Genomic DNA, 22,073 nt, shown 5'->3' on the forward strand with positions numbered 1-22,073 from the left:
GCGCCTGTCGGCGCCGGCGCCCGCCGCGCGCCCGTCGGCGCCTGTACGCGAGTCGGGGATTAAGCACGCCGATCGGCGGATTCGCGTGCTTAATCCCCGACTCGATGAGATGGGTGAGCGAACGGAGGCGCGCGCGAGCGACGCGCGCGCGAGCGACGCGCGCGACGCCGTTACGCGAGTCGGGGATTAATCACGCCGATCGGCGGATTCGCGTGCTTTATCCCCGACTCGACGAAATGGGTGAGCAAACGGACGCGCGGGCGAGCGGAGCGCTCGAGTGCGAGCGGAGCGCTCGCCCGCGAGCGGCGCGGGCGCGCTTCAGGCGGCGGTGAGCCAGACGGTGACGTCCTGCGGGATGGCATTGTGGTCGAGCGCACCGCTGACGAGCAGCACCTCGCCCTCCGGAAGCGGGATCAGCGTCTCGCCGAGGTTCGTCACGACGGTCACATTCCCGTTGCGGAATGCGATCACATCGGTGCCGAGCGACAGCCACTCGAGCTCGCCGAACGCGAGGTCGTTCGCACTGCGAGCGGCCAGCGCCTCCTCGTACATGCTCAGCGTCGATCCAGGCACGCCCTCCTGCACGTCGCGGGCGTACGACGCCCACGACGACGGCTGCGGCAGCCAGCTCGAGTCGCTCGGGCCGAACCCGTACGACGGCGCGGCCGACTCCCACGGAATCGGCACCCGGCAGCCGTCGCGTCCGTAGCGCTCGCCGTTCGTGCGGAACCAGGTCGGGTCCTGCCGGGCGGAGTCGGGGAGGTCGATGACCTCGGGGAGGCCGAGCTCCTCGCCCTGGTAGAGGTAGGCGGAGCCGGGCAGGGCCAGCATCAGGGCCGTCGCCGCGCGCGCACGGTGCAGCGCGAAGGCGGTGTCCGGGATCCCGGTCGACTTCGGGCCGAGCCCGTGGCCCTGCAGGTTCTCGGTGGTGAGGGCGAGGCGCGTGGCGTGGCGCACGACGTCGTGGTTCGAGAGCACCCAGGTGCTCGGGGCGCCGACACTGCCGAAGACCTCGATCGAGCGGTCGATCACGTGGCGGAGCGCTGCGGCATCCCAGGGCGTCTCGAGGTAGCCGAAGTTGAACGTCTGCTGCATCTCGTCGGGGCGTACCCAGAGGGCCAGCTTCTCGAGGGGCTCGACCCACGCCTCGCCGCACAGCACGCGATCGCCCTCGTACTCCTCGAGCAGCTTGTGCCAGTCGCGGTAGATCGCGTGCACACCATCCTGCGCCCAGTACGGCGGAGTGGACGGCTCGATCGAGGCGTCCGCGCCGATCTCGGGTTCGAGCGCGACGCCGCCACCGCCCATGCTGCCCTGGTGCTCCGGCGGCGTGTAGTCGGGGAGGCCGTCCTCCTTCACCATGCCGTGCGCCACGTCCACGCGGAAGCCGTCGACACCGCGGTCGAGCCAGAAGCGCAGGATGCCGCGGAACTGCTCCCACACCCACGGGTTGTTCCAGTTCAGGTCGGGCTGCGACGAGTCGAACAGGTGCAGGTACCACTGGCCGGGGGTGCCGTCGGGCTCGGTCACGCGCGACCACGCGGCGCCGCCGAAGATGGACTCCCAGTTGTTCGGCGGCAGCGACCCGTCCGGGCCCTTGCCGTCGCGGAACAGGTACCGCTCGCGCTCCGGGCTTCCCGGCCCGGCGGCCAGTGCCTCCTGGAACCAGGCGTGATCGCTCGACGTGTGGTTCGGGACCAGGTCGATGATCACACGCAGGCCGAGGCCGTGCGCCGTCTCGAGCATCACGTCGAAGTCGGCGAGCGTGCCGAACAGCGGGTCCACGTCGCGGTAGTCGGCCACGTCGTAGCCGGCGTCGCGCTGCGGAGACGTCTGGAACGGCGACAGCCACACGGCGTCGACGCCCAGCGTGCGCAGGGCGGGGAGGCGGCGCGTGATGCCCGGGAGGTCGCCGATGCCGTCTCCGTCGGCGTCCGCGAACGAGCGCGGATACACCTGGTAGATGACGGCCGATCGCCACCACTCACGGCCGGGGGTGCCGGGGGTGTGCGAGATCGGGGTGAAAGCACGCGGGGAATCGGAGCTGGAGATGGTGGTCGCCTGTCTCTCGGGGGTGGGGATGAATCGACAATAGCCGCGCAGTTCATGACTGCGTCAAGCGAACGCTCAGGCTGTGTCGAGGGGTCGCGACGTGCTGTTGCGCACGACGAGCTGATACGGAACGGGGATCGTGGCCGACGCGTCGTGCTCGGGTAGGGCATCCGGTGTCGGGGCGGGTTCGAGGGCCTGCATCAGGACCTCGACGGCCAGCTCGCCCTGACGGTCGGGGAACTGAGCGACCGTGGTGAGCTGGAAGAAGTCGGCGAGTTCGTGGTCGTCGACCCCGGCGATCGAGATGTCGCGCGGAACGGAGAGCCCCAGATCGCGCGCGGCCAGGATGCTGCCGATCGCCATCTCGTCGGAGGCGGCGAAGATCGCGGTCGGCCGGTCGCGCGGGGCGCCGAGCAGCTGCTTGGCCGCGCGGTAGCCGCCCGCGATCGTGAAGTCCGCCGTCTGGAACAGGGCGGGCTGCAACGGGATGCCGGCCTCATCGAGCGCCTGCTGGTAGCCCATGCGCCGATTGGTCGGGATGTGGAAGTCGAGATCGAACTCCTTGTCGCCGCCGATGTGGGCGATGCGGCGATGCCCCAGCGCGATCAGGTGGTCCGTCGCGAGCTTCGCGACCGCGCGGTCGTCGATCGTCAGCGTGCGCACACCGGGCAGCGGGCCGCCGACGCCGACGAGCGGCTTGCCGAGCGCGATCAGGCGGCCGACCTCGGCCTCGGTGAGTTCGAGAGAGACCGCGATCACCGCATCCACGCGCTTGCGCAGCAGGTGGTTCTCGAACACCGTGCGGCGCTCGTCCCCGCTGCCGCTCAGGTTGTAGAGGGTGAGGTCGTAGCCGCGGCGCAGCAGCGCACGCTCCGCGCCCTCGATCACGGAGGAGAAGAACCAGCGGTTGAGGTGCGGCACGACGGCGCCGATGTTCTTGGTGCGGCCGGATGCCAGGCTCGACGCGTTCGACGACACGACGTATCCGAGAGCGGCGGCAGCGTCGGCCACCCGTTTGCGCGTCGGCTCCGACACATGGGGGTTGCCGTTCAGCGCGCGGGACACCGTGGCGGTCGACACGCCCGCGGCGCGCGCGACGTCTTCGATGCCGGCCATTGCCACCCCGCTGTTCTCGATGTCGTCGATCGATCCTAGCGAGGTCACGCGTCGGGCATCCTTCGATCTTGCAAGCGTTTCCATGATTCGACAGCACTCTACGCGCATGAGCCGCCGCTGCAAACCGAAACTCCCGCCGATCCGCGGAAAATAGGGGTTTGCTATTGCGTCCAAAGTCGACTATTGATGAAAACGCTTGCATCACAGCGAGGGAATCCCGGTCTCGCAGAACGCGTCGACGACGCCCTCGACCCTGGCACAACCACAGAAAGGCACACCAATGACGGTGACCAAACGATCGATGTTGCGCATCGCCGCGGTTGCGGCGACAGCCGTCGCGGCGACAGCGCTCGCCGGATGCTCGGCCGGAGGCGGCAACGCCGGCGACAGCTCCAGCGGCTCCAAGAGCATCACCCTCTGGGTCGACACCCAGCGCGCGCCCGCCCTGAAGGACGTCGCGGCGAAGTTCAAGAAGGACACCGGCATCACGGTGAAGCTCGCGGTGAAGGACTTCGCGAAGGTCGACCAGGACTTCATCAGCCAGGTCCCGACCGGCAAGGGCCCCGACATCATCGTCTCGCCGCACGACAAGCTCGGCTCGTACGTGCAGAACGGCGTCGTCGCCCCGCTGCAGCTCGGCGGCAAGGAGAGCGACTACGCGAAGGTCGCCATCCAGGCGGTCACCTACGAGGGCAACGTCTACGGCCTGCCCTACTCGATCGAGAACGTCGCGCTGCTGCGCAACACGGCGCTCGCTCCCACCGCAGCCACCAGCTTCGACAACCTGATCGTCACCGGCAAGGCGTCGGTCGCCGCCGGAAAGTCGAAGTACCCCTTCCTGCTCGGCCTCGACCCGAAGCAGGGCGACCCGTACCACATGTACCCGCTGCAGACCTCGTTCGGATCGTCCGTCTTCGCCCAGAAGGCCGACGGCACCTACGACGCCAGCAAGCTGACCCTCGGCGACTCCGCCGGCGTCGCGTTCGCGACCGCCGTGAAGAAGTGGGGCCAGGAGGGCGTGCTGAACGCCAACATCACCGGTGACATCGCCCTCGACGCGTTCGAGAAGGGCCAGTCGCCGTACTACCTGACCGGTCCGTGGAACGTCCCCGCCATCAAGGCGGCCGGCGTGAAGTACGCGATCGACCCCGTGCCCTCGGCCGGTGGCAAGCAGGGCAAGCCGTTCCTCGGCGTGAACGCGTTCTTCATCAGCTCGAAGAGCACCAACAAGGTCGCGGCCACCAAGTTCCTCGTCGACTACCTCGGCACGGATGCCGTGCAGGAGCAGCTCTACAAGGTCGGCGGCCGTCCGCCGGCGCTGACCACGGCGTACGACGCCGTCGCCGCGACCGACGCCGACATCAAGTCGTTCGGCGACATCGGCCTGAACGGCGTTCCGATGCCGTCCATCCCGCAGATGGCCTCCGTCTGGGCCGACTGGGGCGGCGCCGAGCTGCAGCTCATCAAGGGCGACGGTGACCCCGCGACCGTGTGGAACACGGCCGCCACCAACGTCCAGTCGAAGATCAAGGGCTGACCCGCCCGTCTCTCCCGGCCGGAGCCGGCACCCAGGTGCCGGCTCCGGCTCTTCCGCTCCCGTCCTGTCAGGAGCACCGTCCTGCCTGAGCCACTGAGGAACAGATGACCATCCAGCACGAGCGAGCGACGACGCTCGACGTCCCCCCGCCATCCACGGATGCCCCGCTGCCGCCTCCCCGCGAACGGCGGTCGGGCGGCATCCTGGGCCTGGTCGTGAAGATCGTGCTGCTCGGGCTCCTCGACGCGTTCGCCGTCTGGGCCATCCTGATCATGGCCGGCCTGCAGATGTGGGTGCCGATCGCGATCACCGTGGTCATCACCGGCATCATCAACTGGATCTACATCGGGGCGGGCAAGCGCCTGCCGGCCAAGTACCTCACCCCCGGCGTGTTCTTCCTGCTCGTCTTCCAGGTGTTCGTCATCGGCTTCAGCGGGTACGTCGCCTTCACGAACTACAGCGACGGCCACAACAGCACCAAGTCGGATGCGATCAGCGCGATCGAGTCGACCGGCGCCAAGCGCGTGCCCGACTCTCCGGTCTATCAGGTGAACGTCCTCAAGAAGGACGGCACCCTGTACCTCCTCGCGACCGACGAGAAGGGTGTCAGCTCGATCGGCACGACGGATCAGCCGCTCAGCCCGGTCGACGATCCCACCAACGTCCCCGGTTACACGACGCTGCAGCTCTCCGAGGTGCTCGACAACCAGTCGGCGATCGCGGACCTGCGCGTTCCGGTCTCCGACGATCCGCAAGACGGCTTCCTCCGCACCGACGACGCCACCACGGCCTACGTGTTCAGGTCCGATGTCGTGTACGACGCCAAGACCGACACCTTCGTCGACGGCAACGGCGTCGTGTACTCCGACAACGGCAAGGGCGCGTTCGCCTCAGAGAGCGGAAAGGCGCTCAGCCCCGGCTGGAAGGTCGACGTCGGCTTCGCCAACTTCGTGAAGGCGTTCACCAACCCGCAGCTGTCCGGTCCGCTGCTGCGCGTCATCCTGTGGACCTTCGCGTTCGCCATCCTGTCGGTGCTGCTCTCGTTCGCGCTCGGTCTGTTCCTCGCGACGGTGCTCAACCACCCGTCGCTGCGCGGCAAGAAGTTCTACCGGGTGCTCGTCATCCTCCCGTATGCGTTCCCGCCGTTCCTCTCCGGGCTGGTCTGGGCCGGCCTCCTGAACCCTCAGTTCGGGTTCATCAACCAGGTGCTGTTCGGCGGCGCGGAGATCCCGTGGCTCACCGACCCGTGGCTCGCGCGACTCAGCGTGGTGCTGGTGAACGTCTGGCTCGGGTACCCCTACATGTTCCTGGTCTGCCTCGGCGCGCTGCAGTCGCTGCCGCAGGAGGTCGACGAGGCGGCGAAGGTCGACGGCGCCCGCGCCTGGCGCATCTTCCGGTCGATCAAGCTACCGCTACTGCTCGTCTCGCTCGCGCCACTGCTGATCGCGTCGTTCGCCTTCAACTTCAACAACTTCAATGCGATCTACATGCTGACGAAGGGCTGGCCGCGGTTCACCGACACGACCTTCGACATCGGGTCGACCGACCTGCTGATCACCATGGTCTACAAGGTGGCGTTCGGTTCGGGAGGGGCTCGCGACTACGGCTTGGCCAGCGCGCTGTCGATCCTGATCTTCATCCTGGTCGGCGTCATCTCGGTGATCGCATTCCGCCGCACGAAGTCGCTCGAGGAGATCAACTGATGTCCGTGACCACCGCTCCCTCCCGCACGACCGCGTCCGGTCGTCCGACACCCTCGGCGCGGCCGTTCCGCTTCGGCCGCTGGTTCCGCGACACCGGATGGCGCCACATCGTGGCCATCGCCATGGTCGTCGTGGCCGTCTTCCCGCTGGTCTACGTGCTGTCGGCGTCGTTCAACCCGTCCGGGTCGCTGGTCGGCTCGAACGACCTCTTCCGCACGGTCGACGGCAGCAACTACGTTGCACTGTTCACCAACCCCGACCAGCCGTTCGGGCTGTGGTTCATCAACACGATGATCATCGGTCTCACGACCGCGGTCGCCACCGTCTTTCTCGGTGCCATGGCCGCGTACGCGTTCTCCCGGATGCGGTTCTCCGGCCGCCGGTTCGGACTCCTCAGCCTCATGCTGATCCAGATGTTCCCGCAGTTCCTCGCCGTGGTCGCGATCTTCCTGCTGCTGTCCGCGATCTCCGATGTCTTCCCGGCGCTCGGTCTCGGCAGCCAGCTCGGGCTGATCATGGTCTATCTCGGCGGAGCCCTCGGGGTGAACACGTACCTGATGTACGGCTTCTTCAGCTCCGTGCCGGTCTCGATCGACGAGGCAGCGAAGATCGACGGCGCGAGCCACGCGCAGATCTTCTTCGGGATCATCCTGCGGCTGGTCGCGCCGATCCTGGCGGTCGTCGGACTGCTGTCGTTCATCAGCTCCACCAGCGAGTACGTGATTGCGAGCGTCGTGCTCAACGACCCGAGCACGCAGACGCTGGCGGTCGGACTGTACTCGTTCGTGTCGCAGGAGTTCTCGAACAACTGGAGCATCTTCGCCGCCGGCGCCGTGCTGTCGGCCATCCCGGTGATGGTGGTGTTCCTCGCCCTTCAGAAATACATCGTTGGCGGTTTGACCGCAGGTTCGGTTAAGTAGGGACATGCAGCCCCACCACGACGGCTCTCCCCTCCACGTATCGAATCAGGCACCCGTCCTCGGCGACACGGTGCTGGTGCGCGTGCGCATCCCGCAGAGCTGGGGTGGGGTCGACGCTGTGCGGACGCGGTCGAATCCGAATCACGAACCCCGGTTCTCGGATGCGCACGTCATCGCGTCGCGCGACGGCTGGGATTGGTGGGAGGCGCCGATCTTCGTGGAGAACCCGATCCACGGGTACCGATTCCTCATCTCGAGGTCGGACGGCGAGAAGGTGTGGGTGAACGCGACGGGCACGCACTCGATCGAGACCCTCGACGCCGAGGACTTCAAACTGGTGACGTATCCGGCCGCGCCACCCTGGGTGGCGGAGACGGTGCTGTACCAGGTGTTCCCCGACCGGTTCGCACGATCGGCCGCCGCCGACGAGCGGCCGACGCCGGACTGGGCCATCCCCGCGATCTGGTCCGACCCGGTGGACGACGTTCCGCCCGGCCGGTCGCAGCAGTTCTACGGTGGCGACCTCGACGGGGTGACCGAGCATCTCGACCACCTGCAGCGGCTCGGCGCGAACATGATCTACCTCACGCCGGTGTTCCCCGGCCGTTCGAACCACCGGTACGACGCGTCGAGTTTCGCCGAGGTCGACCCGCTGCTCGGCGGCGACGAGGCGCTCATCCGGTTGGTGGAGGCGGCGCACGAGCGCGGCATCCGGGTGATCGGCGACCTCACGTCCAATCACTGCGGCGACGGGCACGAGTGGTTCCGGGCCGCATTCGGCAACCCGGATGCCCCGGAGAGCGAGTTCTTCTACTGGCTCAACGACGAGCACACGGAGTACGTGTCGTGGCTCGGCGTCCCCAGCCTGCCGAAGTTCAACTGGAACTCGGCGGAGCTGCGACGCCGGTTCATCGAGGGCCCCGACTCGGTCGTCGGTCGCTGGCTCGCGGCGCCCTACGGGCTCGACGGCTGGCGCATCGACGTGGCGAACATGACCGGGCGCTACCTCGACCAGGACCGCAACGAGCTCGTGCGCCGCACGGTGCGCGCGACCATGCTCGAGGTGAACCCCGACACGATCCTGCTCGGCGAGTCGACGAACGACGCAGCGAGCGACTTCCAGGGCGACGCCTGGCACGGCGCCATGACGTACACGAACTTCACGCGGCCGGTATGGGGCTGGCTGTCGCTCGCCGACCGCGAATCGTCGTACTTCGGGCTGCCGTTCGGCACCATCCCGCTCTACACGGGGCGGCAGTTCTTCGAGGCGCACCAGCAGTTCACGGCCGGCTTCCCGTGGCGCACGCGGCTCGGCACGATGAACGCGCTGGACACGCACGACACCCCGCGGTTCCTCACGAATGCACGCCCGGGTGCTGTGCCGGTGGCGTTCGGTCTGTCGGTGACGCCGCCGGGCATCCCGGTCGTGTTCGCCGGCGATGAGTTCGGGCTGACCGGGGCCGACGGGGAGGCGTCGCGCACGCCGATCCCGTGGGGCACCGAGCACCGCGAGGCCGCCGGCTCCGTCGATCTGTACGCGCGCCTCATCCGGTTGCGACGATCGCACCCGGCGCTGAACGGCGGCGGGATGCGGTGGCTCCATGTGGGCGACGACGTGCTGGTGTTCGTGCGGGAGGGCGCGCACGAGTCGGTGCTGGTGCTGGCAGCCAGGGCGGACGCGACGGTTACGCTCGACGCGGCGGCGATCGCGGGTGTGGAGGCGGCGATGCCGCTGGTCGGGGAGGCCGGGCTGGAGGCGGGCGGCGGTGCCGTTCGGCTGACAGCGACGGGGCCGACCTTCGCCGCGTGGCTGCTGCCGGGCGTGCAATTGCCGGAGTTCGGCGTGGTCGCCGGGGGATCCGGCGGGGAGGATGTCGCGGGGCAGGTCTAGGCGTGCCCGGGCGGGCTCGGTGGTGCTCAGCTCGCCCAGTGCGACGGCCGCTGGAGGTTCGGGGGCAGCAGTGTGCGCGCGTCGCCGCGGGCGGCGTTGACCTGGACCTGGGTCAGGTAGATGGCGCTGGCCAGGTCGGCGCCGGACAGTTCTGCGTCGCGCAGATCGGCGCCGATCAGTTCGGCGAACGAGAGATCGGAGCCGCGCAGGTCGGCGGCGATGAGCAGCGCTCCACGCAGTTCGGCACCGCGCAGCGAGAGCCCGCTGAGGTCGGCTCCGAGAAGGTCGGCGCCCGGACCGACTCGCTTGGTCTTGCCGGTGGTCGGCAACGCGGGAAGCCCGGATCTGGCCATCCGGCTGGCTTCGCGCAAGAGCTCGGCGATCGGACCGCGCACCTCCTCGAGGTCGGTCTCGAGGATGCGCTCGGGCGACGAGGCGGTGAGCGCTTCGACGGCGGCGGACGCGCGGGTCAGCTCGGAGTGGAGCGGTGCGGCTGCGGGCATCCGGAGTGCCTCGTCGAGGTACCAGAGCAGTTCGTGCAGCTGGCGCATGACGGGGAACACGGAGAACATGCCGGCGCGCGTCTCGGGGTCGTCGCGCCAGCTGCGGCCGTCGAAGGTGGACTGCGTGACCTTCTGGCCGGCGCCGAAGCAGTCGAAGACGGTGCAGCCCTTGAACCCCCGGTCGCGCAGATGCGGGTGGATGCCGCAGCGGAAGTCGTCCTCGAGGTTGACGCAGGGGTCGCCGGCCGGCTTGTCGAAGGCGAAATCCGCTGAGCGCGCGAACGCCAGGGCGACGCAGCACAGCCCCACGCACGAACCGCAGTCCGCCATGAGGTCGGGTCGGCTGCCGCGATCGATCGTGTCCACTCCTCCACAGTAGGCACTCGACGACGTCTTTCGACATCTTCAGCCGATGCCGGAATAGCTCGGAGGCGACCGCGTTAGCGTGAAGGTCGGACCGGTGAGTCGACCTGTGGAGGTCGGACCCCAGAAGGTCGGACCCGTGAAAGTCGGACCACGAACTCGCAACGCATGAAGGAGACCTGCATGACCGCACCACGTCGCACCATCGGAAACTCGGACCTCAGCGTCTACCCGCTCTCGCTCGGCGGCAACGTCTTCGGCTGGACGGCCGATCGCGGCACCTCGTTCGCGGTACTCGACGGCTACACGGCCGCCGGAGGAAACTTCGTCGACACGGCCGACGGCTACTCGGCCTGGGTGCCCGGCAACACCGGCGGCGACTCGGAGCGCATCATCGGCGAGTGGTTCGACGCCCGCGGCAACCGCGACGACGTGGTGGTCGCCACCAAGGTCAGCCAGCACCCCGACTTCAAGGGCCTCGCGGGCGACAACATCCTGCGTGCCGCCGACGCGTCGCTGGAGCGCCTGCGCACCGACCACATCGACCTCTACTACGCGCACTTCGACGACGAGAGCGTGCCGCTGGCCGAGACCGTCGCGGCGCTCTCGAGCCTGGTCGACGCCGGCAAGGTGCGTCACATCGGCATCTCGAACTACTCGCCCGAGCGCATCGAGGAGTGGTTCCGCATCACCGAGGCCGAGGGCCTGCACCGCGCGGTGGCCCTGCAGCCGCACTACAACCTCGTCGAGCGCGACTTCGAAGAGAACTATCGCGCCATCGCGGAGCGCGAGAACCTCGGAGTCGTGCCCTACTTCGCCCTCGCCGCCGGGTTCCTCACCGGCAAGTACCGCGACGGCGTCGAGGTCGACAGCCCCCGCGCGCAGGGCGCATCCAAGTACCTGGACGACCGCGGTCGTGCTGTGCTCGGCATCCTGGACGAGGTCGCCGCAGCGCACCGGGTCTCCGTGGCGACGGTGGCCCTCGCCTGGCTCGCGGCCCAGCCGACCGTCGTCGCTCCGATCGCGAGCGCGCGCAACCTGGAGCAGCTGCCCGACCTCATCGCCTCCGTCTCGCTCGAGCTCAGCGGCGCCGAGCTCGACGCACTGAGCGACGCGTCCGACGAGGCCGAAGCCGCCTGACGCTTCCTGCTGCCGGGGCCCGGGCGCTGCGCTCGGGCCCTCGGCGGCGCCGTGTCACCGAGGAGTCGCGACGTGCTGAAACCGGCGCGTGACGAGCGTCTCAGTGGTACAAACCACTGTCGTACGGATGGTATCCTCGTACGGTTGCCAAAAACGCGCGGCGCTCGCGCAGCGCGCAGGCTTCGCCCCCTTAGCTCATTGGTAGAGCACTTCCTTGGTAAGGAAGAGGTAGTGGGTCCGATTCCCACAGGGGGCTCCGTCCTCCCGGTGTTCAGCACCGCGAAGGTCGCGGCGGGGTAGCTCAGGTGGTTAGAGCACACGGCTCATAATCGTGGTGTCGCGGGTTCAAGTCCCGCTCCCGCTACTAGCCCCGAGATCTCGCCATCTCGGGGCTTTTTTCATGCCCGCTGATCGGCCGGTTTTGGCCCATTTTGCCCACCGTTGAAAACGGCGCCCCACGATCACGGTCGCTGGCAGAATCAGCGAACTATGTTGACGAATCGCGAGCCGGCGTCGCCGATAATCCTCTTCACGCCGCAGCGGTGATCTGGCTGGCCATTGAGGCTGCGTCAGGGGCGGTACTTGTCAGGCAAACGATCGCAGCGACTTGGGGATCGGTGCGGTGCTGGCCCTGTATGTGAATCTCGCGACATTGAGCCTCTGGGGTGAGCTAGGCGCACAAATCGTGATCATTGTGGGTCACGTCGGGTCGGAGAGGGTTCCGCGAGGCTGCAGATCGTTGCTCATCTCCAGAGCGCATACTGGCCCCTCTAGTCCAGCGCGACCAGGTGGTGGTCTGTCACGCGTGCGGATTCGTCGCGCGGCTTGCGGCCTCCAGCGTCGGCCACCCGGATGGCGAACTCCTGCACCAGCGGCTCGTGCAAGCCGACCAGGTGCACGTCGCACACCAGGGTCCCGCGCACGCAGGGCACGACCCAGCGGAGGGCCGAACGATCGGGGGCAGCCACGATCCGCTCGGTGAACGGCACCGCATCCGCCCGAACAGCGCCGACCTCGGCGAGCGCCGCGGCGAGCCTGCGCTCTCGAACATCCACCGGCACGTCGCGCAGCACGTTGTCCGTGAGAAGGCCGGCTGCGTCGGAGAGCGGCCGGCCTTCGGCGATGAGCTCGTCGATCCGTCGTGCGGCGGCCACGGTCTCCGGCCAGGGACGGACGACGAACGCGGGAGCATCCACCCTGGTCAGCACATCGGCGAGCACGTCGGCAGCCACCGCGCCTGCACCGAACGCGTCGGAGTTTCCGTAGACGATCACCCCGATGCCGGTGGCGGTCTGCCAGCGCATGTGCGACGAGAACCCGGGGAGCCCCCCGGCGTGCTGCACGATGCGGCCGAAACGCCTGTCGTGCTCGACGACGAGACCGTACCCGTAGCCGATTCCGTCGAGCTCCCGCCCGGGCGGCTTCGATCCGATCGGGATCAGCGTGCGAGCGGTCTGCAGCTCGCGCCGAGATGCAGCGCTGAGCACGGCGCCGTCTGCGGTGGCGCCGTCTGTAGCGGCGTTGTCTGTTGAGGGGTCATCGAACGCCGACCCGAGGAAGTGTGCCCAGCGCGCGACGTCGTGCACGGTGCTGAAGAGGCTCCCGATACACGCGAGCGCGCCGGAGCCGACGAACGGTTCGGCGGCGAAGGTCGAACCGTCGTCGAAGGTGCGGAAGCCGGCGGCGAGGTCGGCGCCCTCACCGTAGAGGTCGGCGGATGGGCGCGTGTGACGCAGGTTCAGTGGGTCGAGCATCCGTTCGCGCACCACGTCCTCGACGGGACGTCCGGTGACCGACTCGATCGCGCGGCCGATGAGCGAGATGCCCAGATTCGAGTACTGATACTCGGTGCCTGGGCTAGAGGCGAGCGTCAGCCCTGCAGCGACGACCGCCGCCATGTGCGCACGGGAAACTCCGAGGTGCGCGTCTCCCCAGGGGTTGTCCTCGGAGAGGCCGCCGCGATTGGAAAGCAGGTCGTCGAGCGTGAGGGCGACCGGGCTGCCATCGAACCGGGCCGCCACCAGCTCGGGCACATAATCCGTGGCCGGAGCATGCAGGTCGAGCAGTCCGTCATCCCGCAACGCCAGCGCTGTGGCAGCCAGAAAGCTCTTCGACATCGACGCGATCCTGAAGATCGTCTTCTCGGTGGTTGGCCGGCCGTCGAGGCGGGGTTCTCCGTCTGCGCACACAGCGACGACACGGCCCCGATACGTGACGGCGGCGATCGACGCGGGCGCTCGCCGAAGGGTCGCACCGTCCAGTCGCGCGGCGAGGGCGTCACGGGCGTGGGCTGCTAGAGGCGCCTCCTCGATCATCGGGTGGCCGGACGAGCGGCGGATGCGCGAGCCGCGAGGGTCTGATCGGCGAAGGACCGCACTTCGTCGGCGAACCCCGTCACGAGCGCGCGGCTGGCTCGCGTGTTGTGCTCGTCGACACGGCGGGCCTCCTCGACGAGTTCGGCCACCGGCCTGTCGTCCGGCGACGGGGACGTCGGCTCCTTCCAGTGCAGCAGGTCCTCAGCGGAGACCTCCGGGTGAAACTGCAGCCCGTAGACGCGCTCGCCCAGCCGGAAGGCCTGATTGGCCACCGCGTCACTCGACGCCAGGAGCACGGCGGCGGGGGGCAGCGAGGTGATCATGTCCTGGTGGTTCTCGATCATGGGTGCGGCATCCCCGAACCCGCCGATGACTGGATCGCGCCGGCCGGCTTCGGACGTCGAGATCACTGTCGCGCCGCGCTCCTTCGGACCGAAGGATGCGCGCACCTCGCCCCCGGCAACTTCCGCCAGGATCTGCCCGCCGAGGCAGATCCCGAGCGTCGGCAGGTCGGCAGCGATCGCTTCGCGGGCGAGCGAGCGCTCCTGCGCCAGCCACGGCGCACGCGCGTCGTCGTCGGGCATGAGGCCGCCGCCCAGCATCACGAGCCCGGCATATCCGTTGAGGTCTGGGGGCAGCCCATCCTCGCCGAGCGCTACGTCGACGGCGATGCCCTTCTCCTCCAGCCAGGTGCCGAGGCGACGCGGGCGAGACCCTTTCGCGTTCACGACGACGAGAACGCGGGGGCCGCTCGACTGCCGCTTGTCGTCTCGGGTCGACGTGTCCACCGCCGGCGCGAGTGCAGCCGCGGCCGGCGGCGGAGCAGAGCCATCGAGGAAGGCCAGGTGGTCGGCGTCGGAGGCTGTGAGCACGCGCAGCACGTTCTCGTTCGCGAGCGCTACGAGCTCCGGCTCCGTCCAGCCACGCCGGCGCAACTCGTCGAGCAGGTCTTGGTAGCGGGACACATCCTCGAGGCCCGTCGGCATCGCGTCGGTGCCGTCGTAGTCGGCCCCGATCCCGACCGCATGCGCGCCGGCGACACGACGGATGTGCTCGATGTGGTCGGCGACATCGGCGATCCCGACGGGCGGGGCTTCCCCCTGCTCACCCCCGCGCACCCAGGCGTTGCGGGCGGGAGACAGGAACGAGGGTACGAACGCCACCATGACCACCCCGCCCCCGGCGCCGATGTCGCGCAGCACGTCGTCGGGCACGTTGCGCGGGTGGTCGCACAGTGCCCGTGCGCACGAATGGCTCACCATGACGGGACGTGAGGTGACCTCCAACGCGTCGCGCATCGTGGACGGTGCCACGTGCGCCAGGTCAACGATCACGCCGATCCGGTTCATCTCCCGCACCACCTCGCGACCGAAGTCGGTCAGACCGCCGTGGCGCGCCTCGTCGGTCGCAGAATCGGCCCACTCGGTGGTGCGCGACCAGGTGAGCGTGAGATAGCGGGCTCCCAGCCGCGCGTACTGGCGCAGCACGGCGAGCGAACCGTCGAGTTGGGCGCCGCCCTCCACCCCGATGAGCGAAGCGATGCGGCCCTCGGCGAGCGCCGCCCGCACATCGACCGCTGTGCGGGCGAACCGCAGCCGATCCGGATGCGCCTCCACGAGCCTGTGCACGAAATCGATTTGCTCGAGGGTCGCCGTCACCTGCTCCGCACCCGTCAGCACAGGGTCGACCCACACCGACCAGAACTGGCCACCGACGCCGCCGGCGATCAGACGCGGAATGTCGGTGTGAAGGTCGGGCAGGGATGCGTCGATCCCAGCGGCCTGGTAACCGTGCCGTTCGCGGCGTGCCCAGGCGATGTCGTTGTGACCATCGATGACAGGGATCATCGCTCTACCCTTTCCGCGCGTTCAGGGCGTCGTTCATGCGATCCGTGACCGGGATGTCGACCTGCCGCTGGTCACGCAGTCGGAGGGCTCCCCGGTGGAATCGAGGTCGAGGCGGTGAAGTGTGAGAGCGTGCACGGTGATCCTCCCGTTCAGGCGGCCGCGGCCGAGGTGTCGAGGGTGCGGGACGAATTGCGCAGCACCCAGTCCACATCCACATCGTGGCCGATGCCCGGTGCGGTCGGCACCCGCACGACGCCGTCGCGCGCGATGACGGGCGGCACGATCACGTCGCGGGCGTAGTACTTGTCCGAACCGGAGACGTCGGAGGGGAGGGTGAAGTTGGGAAGGGAGGAGAGCGCCACGTTGGCCGCCCGGCCCACGCCGAACTCGTGCATGCCACCGCACCAGACCGGCACCCCGGCATCCCGCGCGACGTCGTGCGCACGACGCGCTGTGGTGAGGCCGCCCATCCGGGACACCTTGATGTTGAGCACGCGACCGGCGTCGAGCGCGAGCATCGTGTGCAGGTCGGCGACGTCAACGATGGACTCGTCGAGGCAGATCGGGGTGTCGAGCACGGACTGCAGGCGGGCGTGGGCGACGAAGTCGCGCGGGGCGAACGGCTGCTCGATCATCGTCAGACGCTGCGCGTCGAGGGCACGCATGACTGCGGTGGATTCGTCGGACTCTGGATAGGCGCCGTTCGCGTCCACGTGCAGGTCGAGGTCGGGATAGGCGGCCCGCACGGCCCGCACTGGTTCGACGTCCCAGCCGGGCGCGATCTTGAGCTTCACCCGACCGTATCCGGCGTCCACCTGCCGGGCCACCTGGGTCAGCAGCTCATCCAGCGTCGGCTCGATGCCGAGCGAGACACCGGCGACCACCTCCGTGCGCGTGCCGCCAAGGGCGCCCGCGAGGGAACGATGGCCGGCCTGGGCGTACAGATCCCAGGCCGCGATCGAGAAGCCCGCCTTCGCGAACTCGTGGCCCCGGATGCGGAGCCAGGCGGCCTCGAGCTCCTCGGGTGCCTCCCACGTCGAGCCGAGGACTGCCGGCACGAGGTAGCGTTCGGCGATCGCCCAGGCGGTGCGGGTCGTCTCCGAACCGTAGAACGGGTCGGACGGCGTTGCGATCTCACCCCAGCCCACCAGGCCGTCCGCGCTCGTGGCCTCCACGAGCAGGTGGTTGAGCCCGGTCTTGCGGTGCGAGCTCGTCTCGAATCCGTGGACGAGAGGGAGGTTCACGTCGAAGACGCGCAGCCTGTCGATCCTCATGCAGTGGTCTCCTTGTCGGACTCGAAATCGTATTCGGAGCGGTGCGCGTGCACCGCGAGATAGGCGGCGGTGCCGTCGTCGATCCGTCGGCAGGCCACGAGCACGCGCCCCGCCTCGGTCAGCGTCGCGATCGACCGCCTCAACTGCACCCGCACCAGATCATGGGAGGCGCGCTCTTCACCATCGACGGACACGGTGGGCGATTGGGCGGGAACGGCGACCCAGGCGGCATCCTGCACCGAGCCGTCGGCGCGTTCGATGGTGCGGTGAACGACTTCGCCCCAGTGCGCCCGCCCCAGCCGCGGCGGCTCTGCATGGCGCAGGTCGGCGAAGGGGTCGTGGTCGCGCGTCAGGTTCCACTCGACGAGCACCCGATCGGTGCCGGGGCGGCCGTAGTAGTCCTCGACGAACCCGACGCCCTCCGCGCCCAGCGAGGAGAAGTTGAAGTGGGCGTTGCGTGAGAGAACAGGGTCGAACGTCCAGCGCATGGTGCGGTGCCCCCAGCCGAGCGCCACCTCGCGCTGGCTTTCCTTCAGCATCCGCCCCACGCCCTCGCCCTGGTGGGCTGCGTCGACGACGGCGGCCTGCGAGTAGTGGAAGTCGTGGCCGGATGCGTCACGGCCGGCGAACCCGTAGGCGAAGCCGATCAGCTCGCCGGCGTCGGTGCGCACCCCGACGGCGGAGCCGCCATTGCGCGCCAGAGCGCTGAGGAGGTTGGGATTCAGGGAGAACTCGGGCCGGTCGTACCCGAACACGCGGGTGTACAGCGCGGCCGCCGCGCGGAACTCGTCACCGGTGCGCAACGTCTCGGCGTGCAGCGGAGCGGTGGGAGCCTGGGGCACGATACGTTTCCTATGTTTGGCGCTTGCAACTCGAATCGCCAGGCTATCGGTCCTGTTTGCCAGGAGCAAGCAATCGATATGATTCATAAGACGGCGAGAGGATGCGACATGACACAGCCGGGGAACGGCGCGCAGCACGACACACTGCAACGGCTCGAACGCCTCGCGCGCATCGAGTCGCCCTCGTTCGACGCCCCCGCGAGCGAGCGGATGGCCGACGTTCTGGCGGAGTGGTGGGATGCCGCGGGCGCGTCGGTGCGCCTCGAGCGCACCGAGGCGGGAGCCAACCTCATCGCCGAGGTGAACGGAGTCGGCGATCCTCTGCTGCTGGTCGGGCATTCGGATACCGTGTGGCCGCACGACAGCATCGAGACCACCATGCCGTGGTCGGTCGACGGCGACACGGTGCGCGGCCCCGGGGTCTACGACATGAAGAGCGGGCTGCTCGTCATGGTGGCCGCGATCGAGCGCCTGCGAAACCGGCGGCACCGCAGCGTGCGCGCCGTGATCGTGTGCGACGAGGAGGTCGGCTCGCCCACCACGCAAGCGCTGCTGCGCGCCTGCGCCGACGGTGTCGCGGGTGCGATCGGCTTCGAATCCCCGCATCCGGATGGCGCACTCAAGGTCGGCCGGCGTGGCAGCACGCGCGTGCGGCTGGCCGTTCGCGGTCGCGCTTCCCACGCGGCGCTCGACCCCGGCAGCGGCGTCTCTGCGATCGACGAGCTCGTCGATCAGCTGTTGGCTGTGCGCGGCATCGTCATGGATGCGGCCCTGGGCTCCGAGGTGCTCTGCAATGTCGGCACCATCAGCGGCGGCGGGCGGGCGAACGTGGTGCCCGCCGAAGCCGAGGCCGAGATCGGACTGCGGTTTCTGGATGCCCCGACCGAGGAGTCCGTTCTCTCGGCACTGCGAGCCCTCGCCCCCGTACGCGACGGCGCCAAGGTCGAAACGCAGCTGCTCAGCCATCGACCGGCCTGGAGCCCGTCGAGAGCCGACGCCGGCCTTCTCGGACTCATCGCGGCCGCCGGCCGAGGCGTCGATCAGACCATCACCGGCCGGCCCGCCGCCGGCGCGGGGGACACGAACCTGCTCGGAAGCCTCGGCATCCCCACCGTCGACGGGTTCGGCCCTCGCGGCGGCGGCGCGCACGCGGTCACCGAGCACGTGTCGCTCGCTTCGCTGGGGGAGCGGATCGACCTGCTCGAGGCCGTGCTGGTCGACGTCCCGGCGTCGACCGTCTGAGGGCGCGGCTGGCGTGACAGCCGGCCTGCTCACTAGCCACCGGCATCCGTCGCGGCAGGCAGCGCGTGTCCGCGCGGGACGATCAGATATACGGTGCGCCGGCTGCGCGACCAGGCGGCGTCGAACGCCTGGCGCGGGTACGTGCGGAGCCCGTCACTGCCGCCCGGGTTCGCCGGGTCGGCCGCCAGCACATCCCCTCGCGGATCGAAGCCCCGGATGACCAGGAGGTGCCCTGACGTGTCGTAGTCTGCGCCCGGCAGTCGCCCGGCCTCGAACGCGATCGAAGCGATGAGGGGAATGCCGGCCTCCGTGAGCACGCGCGCCGACCGCAGCGACGCTAGCCGGGTGACGACCGCGTCGAATCCGAGCTCTCCCGCGAGGGCGGCGTTGAACGACCAGTTGCCCGTGCCGTCGAATGCCGTGTCGTAGACGGCGCGTGCCATCCACGGGACGTGAGGGTCGCCATCGGCGGGTGCCTCGGTGGGCTCCGCCGAGGGGAGCTGTGCACCCCAGGCGGCCAGCACCATGGTCAGCGAGGTCGGCGAGCACCAGGCGGGTCCGCCGCCACCGAGGTCTGGCCGGCCCGGGTAGGCGCGCTGGGAGAGCGGCTGCACGGCCGCCGCGGCACCCACCGGTTCCGCACCGCGGCGCTCACCGGCATCGGACTCATCGGCGGCTGAGCCGCCGGGCGCGCTGAAGCTCAGCGCAGCCAGGTGAAGAGGGGGAGGCTCGCTCGCTTCGCGCATGCCGCCGAGCAGCGTGATGCGCAGCTGGGCCGCGTCGAACAACCGCTCCGGCCGGGCCGTCAGGATGTCAGTCCGTACCGACGGGCCGTCGTCCTGCGGTTGCGGGCCGTCGCTTCCCATCGGCGGCACAGGGCTCCGGCGCTCACCCGGCCCTCCCCAGAACGCCGCCTCCTGCCAGGGATGCCATGCCCCGTCGAGCGTGCGCGCGCGGATCTCGACGCGGGCGGTGACGCCGGGTTCGAGATTCCACGAAGCGACCGCCTGATCGGCGTGGAATCCGGGCACCAAGACTCCGGACGTCCAGGTGCGTCCGTCCCATCCGGAAGAGGTGTCGGCGCGCACGAGGCGCGTCTGCCACGCGGCCGGCTCGGAGGCCGTGCCAGCCATCGGTGTCGAGAGCACAGCGTCTCCGTCCGCAAAGGAATGATCCGATACGGATCATTTCCCATGCCCATCGAGACGTCAAGCGGCATCAGAGAATGGCCGAGTCGCGACAGAACGGCGGAGGCGTCGAGTTATACCGACTGATCAGCTAAATCGCTGGGCGTTTAGAGCAACCCCACTCGCCGGCCGACCGCATCCGATGCCCGTGAATCACTTGAAACTCGTTACGGTCTGATTAATATCTGGAACGAATACGTTGACCTGAGCACGTTCCGTGCTGTTGCATTACTGCAACCCTCGTGGTCCTGCTCTGGACCTCGGCCGATGGAAGGACTCTCATGCGCCCCAGACACCGCAAACATCTGATCCGCGCGCTGTCATTCGTTGCGGCGGCAGCGATCATCGCCGCACCGGCCGGCGCGGCCAACGCCGCGACGCCCACCGGCGTGCACGCCGCCGACCCGTCGTCGTCCCCCTCGTCGGGCAAGGATGCCAAGACGATGCGGATCGCGACCTCCGGCTTCGTCGACAGCTTCAACCCGTGGACCTCGATCTACCTTCTTCCCACCAACCTCTTCCGCTACATGTACGAGAACCTCGTGCAGAACAGCGCCGGCGACGGTTCGCCCACCAAGGGTCTCGCCGATCACTGGAAGATCGAAGACGGCGGCAAGAAGTGGGTGTACACCCTGCAAGACGGCCTCAAGTGGTCCGACGGCAAGGCCATCACCTCGGCCGACGTGAAGTTCACCTTCGACCAGATGATGACGAACCCCGACCTCGCCGTGGCGAACGGCAACTTCGTCGCCAACTTCGCGGATGTGCAGGCGCCCGACAAGAAGACCGTGATCATCGACCTGAAGGCGCCCCAGGCGCCGAACCCGGGCATCGAGGTTCCGATTCTTCCCCAGCACGTCTGGGAGAAGATCTCCGATCCGGCGAAGTACCCCAACGACAAGGATGTCGTGGGATCGGGGCCGTTCCTGCTCGAGAGCTACAAGGCGAACCAGTTCATCACGATGAAGGCGAACCCGACCTTCTGGCGGGGCGCACCGAAGATCGACAAGATCCAGTACGTCTATTACACGAACTCGGATGCCCAGGTGCAGGCGCTGCGTTCCGGTGACGTCGACTTCGTTACCGGCCTCACGCCCACGCAGTTCCAGGCTCTGAAGGGCGCCGAGGGCATCACCGAGCACTCCGGCATCGGGCGCCGCTTCTCGTCGTTCAGCTTCAACTCGGGACTGAAGACGGTCGACGGCCAGCCGTTCGGCAACGGGAACCCCGCCCTGCAGGACGTCGAGGTGCGCCAGGCGATCCGCATGGGCACCGACACGAAGACGCTGCTGTCGAAGGTGCTCAACGGCCTCGGCGAGCCGGGAACCAGCTTCATCCCGTCGTCGTACCCGCAGTGGACGCTGCCGGCCGATTCCGCAGCCGTGAAGGCTCTCGCCTACAACCCGGAGAAGGCGAAGCAGAAGCTCGACGCAGACGGATGGAAGGCCGGAGCCGACGGTATCCGCGTCAAAGACGGTCAGCGACTGTCGTTGCGGCTCTTCGTCGACTCGACCGACCCGACCGTTCAGACCGCGGCGCAGTACTTCCAGCCGTGGATGAAGGCGATCGGCATCGACATCCAGCTCGTCTCCACCGACACGGACACGATCAACGCCGACACGCTGAAGGGCAACTACGACATCTACTTCAGCGGCTGGAGCGTCGGGCCCGACCCCGACTACCAGCTCAGCATCAACACCTGCGCGAGCCTGCCGACGAAGACCGACGGCACCGGCGCGACCTCGCAGGACGGCTGGTGCAACCCGGAGTACGACAAGCTCTACAAGGAGCAGCAGACCGAGACGGATGCGAAGAAGCGTGAGGCCATCGTGCAGAAGATGCTCGAGCTCAACTTCACCGACACCGCCCAGATCGTCTACTGGTACGCCAACGGCCTGGAGGCCTACCGCTCCGATCGCTTCACCGGCTTCGAGATGATGCCGTCGAAGGGCGGGATCATCGCCAACCAGTCCGGCTACTGGGGCTTCGCGGATGTGGCCCCCGCCGGCGACAGCAAGAGCAGCGACGCCGGGCCCAATGTGGGGCTCCTGGTCACGGGGGGTGTGATCCTCGTCATCGTGATCGGTGCGATCATCTTCTTCGTGGTGCGCCGACGCAAGAGCGTCGACGTCGAGTGATCA

15 protein-coding genes and 2 tRNA genes are annotated in these 22,073 nt (G+C 68.6%); 9 read left to right on the top strand and 8 right to left on the bottom strand.

Translation table 11 applies throughout. The features are described from left to right. Positions 1-318 precede the first annotated feature (318 nt). Together PKE84_RS09725 and PKE84_RS09730 are read right to left on the bottom strand one after the other, a co-directional pair. Positions 319-2,052: a glycoside hydrolase family 13 protein gene (locus tag PKE84_RS09725; RefSeq protein ID WP_373877133.1), complete on the bottom strand. Its 1,734-nt coding sequence runs from the start codon at positions 2,050-2,052 to the stop codon at positions 319-321. Positions 2,053-2,127: 75 nt separating this feature from the next. Next, positions 2,128-3,168: a LacI family DNA-binding transcriptional regulator gene (locus PKE84_RS09730; protein ID WP_271177144.1), complete on the bottom strand. Its 1,041-nt coding sequence runs from the start codon at positions 3,166-3,168 to the stop codon at positions 2,128-2,130. A gap of 280 nt (positions 3,169-3,448) precedes the next feature. Between PKE84_RS09730 and PKE84_RS09735 the strand changes: the two genes are divergently transcribed. From PKE84_RS09735 to PKE84_RS09750, 4 genes are all read left to right on the top strand, one after another. Beyond that, entirely contained in the window at positions 3,449-4,705 is a 1,257-nt protein-coding gene (locus PKE84_RS09735; protein WP_271177028.1) for a sugar ABC transporter substrate-binding protein, read from the top strand. 104 nt (positions 4,706-4,809) lie between these two features. Next, the gene (locus PKE84_RS09740; protein ID WP_271177029.1) at positions 4,810-6,408 is read left to right on the top strand and encodes an ABC transporter permease subunit; all 1,599 of its coding nucleotides are present in this window, start codon (positions 4,810-4,812) and stop codon (positions 6,406-6,408) included. After that, positions 6,408-7,328 carry a sugar ABC transporter permease gene (locus PKE84_RS09745; protein ID WP_271177030.1) on the top strand — a complete coding sequence of 307 codons (921 nt, stop codon included), beginning with the start codon at positions 6,408-6,410 and terminating at the stop codon, positions 7,326-7,328. The genes PKE84_RS09740 and PKE84_RS09745 overlap by 1 nt, the downstream gene beginning before the upstream one ends. Before the next feature lie 4 nt (positions 7,329-7,332). Then, a complete protein-coding gene (locus PKE84_RS09750) occupies positions 7,333-9,219 on the top strand; it encodes a glycoside hydrolase family 13 protein (RefSeq protein ID WP_271177031.1) in 1,887 nt (628 codons plus the stop codon). A gap of 26 nt (positions 9,220-9,245) precedes the next feature. Here the strand turns inward: PKE84_RS09750 and PKE84_RS09755 are convergent, their stop codons facing one another. Beyond that, a complete protein-coding gene (locus tag PKE84_RS09755) occupies positions 9,246-10,052 on the bottom strand; it encodes a pentapeptide repeat-containing protein (RefSeq protein ID WP_373877134.1) in 807 nt (268 codons plus the stop codon). A gap of 216 nt (positions 10,053-10,268) precedes the next feature. Here PKE84_RS09755 and PKE84_RS09760 point away from each other — a divergent pair, with 216 nt between their 5' ends. The 3 genes from PKE84_RS09760 to PKE84_RS09770 all read left to right on the top strand — a co-directional run bounded on the left by PKE84_RS09760 (position 10,269) and on the right by PKE84_RS09770 (position 11,589). Next, positions 10,269-11,225 (top strand): aldo/keto reductase, encoded by a 957-nt coding sequence (locus PKE84_RS09760; RefSeq protein WP_271177033.1) that lies wholly within the window; start codon positions 10,269-10,271, stop codon positions 11,223-11,225. A gap of 184 nt (positions 11,226-11,409) precedes the next feature. Continuing rightward, positions 11,410-11,481 (top strand) — tRNA-Thr (locus PKE84_RS09765). A gap of 34 nt (positions 11,482-11,515) precedes the next feature. Next, positions 11,516-11,589: transfer RNA gene (locus tag PKE84_RS09770), tRNA-Met, on the top strand. Between the two features lie 406 nt (positions 11,590-11,995). On the opposite strand, the gene PKE84_RS09775 is transcribed toward PKE84_RS09770, so the two are convergent. The 4 genes from PKE84_RS09775 to PKE84_RS09795 all read right to left on the bottom strand — a co-directional run bounded on the left by PKE84_RS09775 (position 11,996) and on the right by PKE84_RS09795 (position 17,503). Next, positions 11,996-13,540, bottom strand: a complete 1,545-nt coding sequence (locus PKE84_RS09775; RefSeq protein WP_271177034.1) for a serine hydrolase domain-containing protein — start codon at positions 13,538-13,540, stop codon at positions 11,996-11,998. After that, complete coding sequence (locus PKE84_RS19525; RefSeq protein WP_309297485.1) at positions 13,537-15,387, bottom strand: membrane dipeptidase; 1,851 nt, start codon at positions 15,385-15,387, stop codon at positions 13,537-13,539. Before PKE84_RS19525 ends, PKE84_RS09775 begins: the two co-directional genes overlap by 4 nt. Positions 15,388-15,536: 149 nt before the next feature. Next, the gene (menC, locus tag PKE84_RS09790) at positions 15,537-16,661 is read right to left on the bottom strand and encodes an o-succinylbenzoate synthase (RefSeq protein ID WP_271177035.1); all 1,125 of its coding nucleotides are present in this window, start codon (positions 16,659-16,661) and stop codon (positions 15,537-15,539) included. Continuing rightward, positions 16,658-17,503 carry a GNAT family N-acetyltransferase gene (locus PKE84_RS09795; RefSeq protein ID WP_271177036.1) on the bottom strand — a complete coding sequence of 282 codons (846 nt, stop codon included), beginning with the start codon at positions 17,501-17,503 and terminating at the stop codon, positions 16,658-16,660. Before PKE84_RS09795 ends, menC begins: the two co-directional genes overlap by 4 nt. Before the next feature lie 108 nt (positions 17,504-17,611). Between PKE84_RS09795 and PKE84_RS09800 the strand changes: the two genes are divergently transcribed. Then, complete coding sequence (locus tag PKE84_RS09800) at positions 17,612-18,745, top strand: M20/M25/M40 family metallo-hydrolase (RefSeq protein ID WP_271177037.1); 1,134 nt, start codon at positions 17,612-17,614, stop codon at positions 18,743-18,745. 32 nt (positions 18,746-18,777) lie between these two features. Here the strand turns inward: PKE84_RS09800 and PKE84_RS09805 are convergent, their stop codons facing one another. Beyond that, the gene (locus PKE84_RS09805; RefSeq protein WP_271177038.1) at positions 18,778-19,893 is read right to left on the bottom strand and encodes a C39 family peptidase; all 1,116 of its coding nucleotides are present in this window, start codon (positions 19,891-19,893) and stop codon (positions 18,778-18,780) included. A gap of 320 nt (positions 19,894-20,213) precedes the next feature. On the opposite strand from PKE84_RS09805, the gene PKE84_RS09810 reads away from it, so the two are divergent. After that, entirely contained in the window at positions 20,214-22,070 is a 1,857-nt protein-coding gene (locus PKE84_RS09810; RefSeq protein ID WP_271177039.1) for an ABC transporter substrate-binding protein, read from the top strand. Positions 22,071-22,073 lie beyond the last annotated feature (3 nt).

It is taken from the genome of Leifsonia poae (assembly GCF_027921845.1).
GTDB classification, from domain to species: Bacteria; Actinomycetota; Actinomycetes; order Actinomycetales; family Microbacteriaceae; genus Leifsonia; species Leifsonia poae.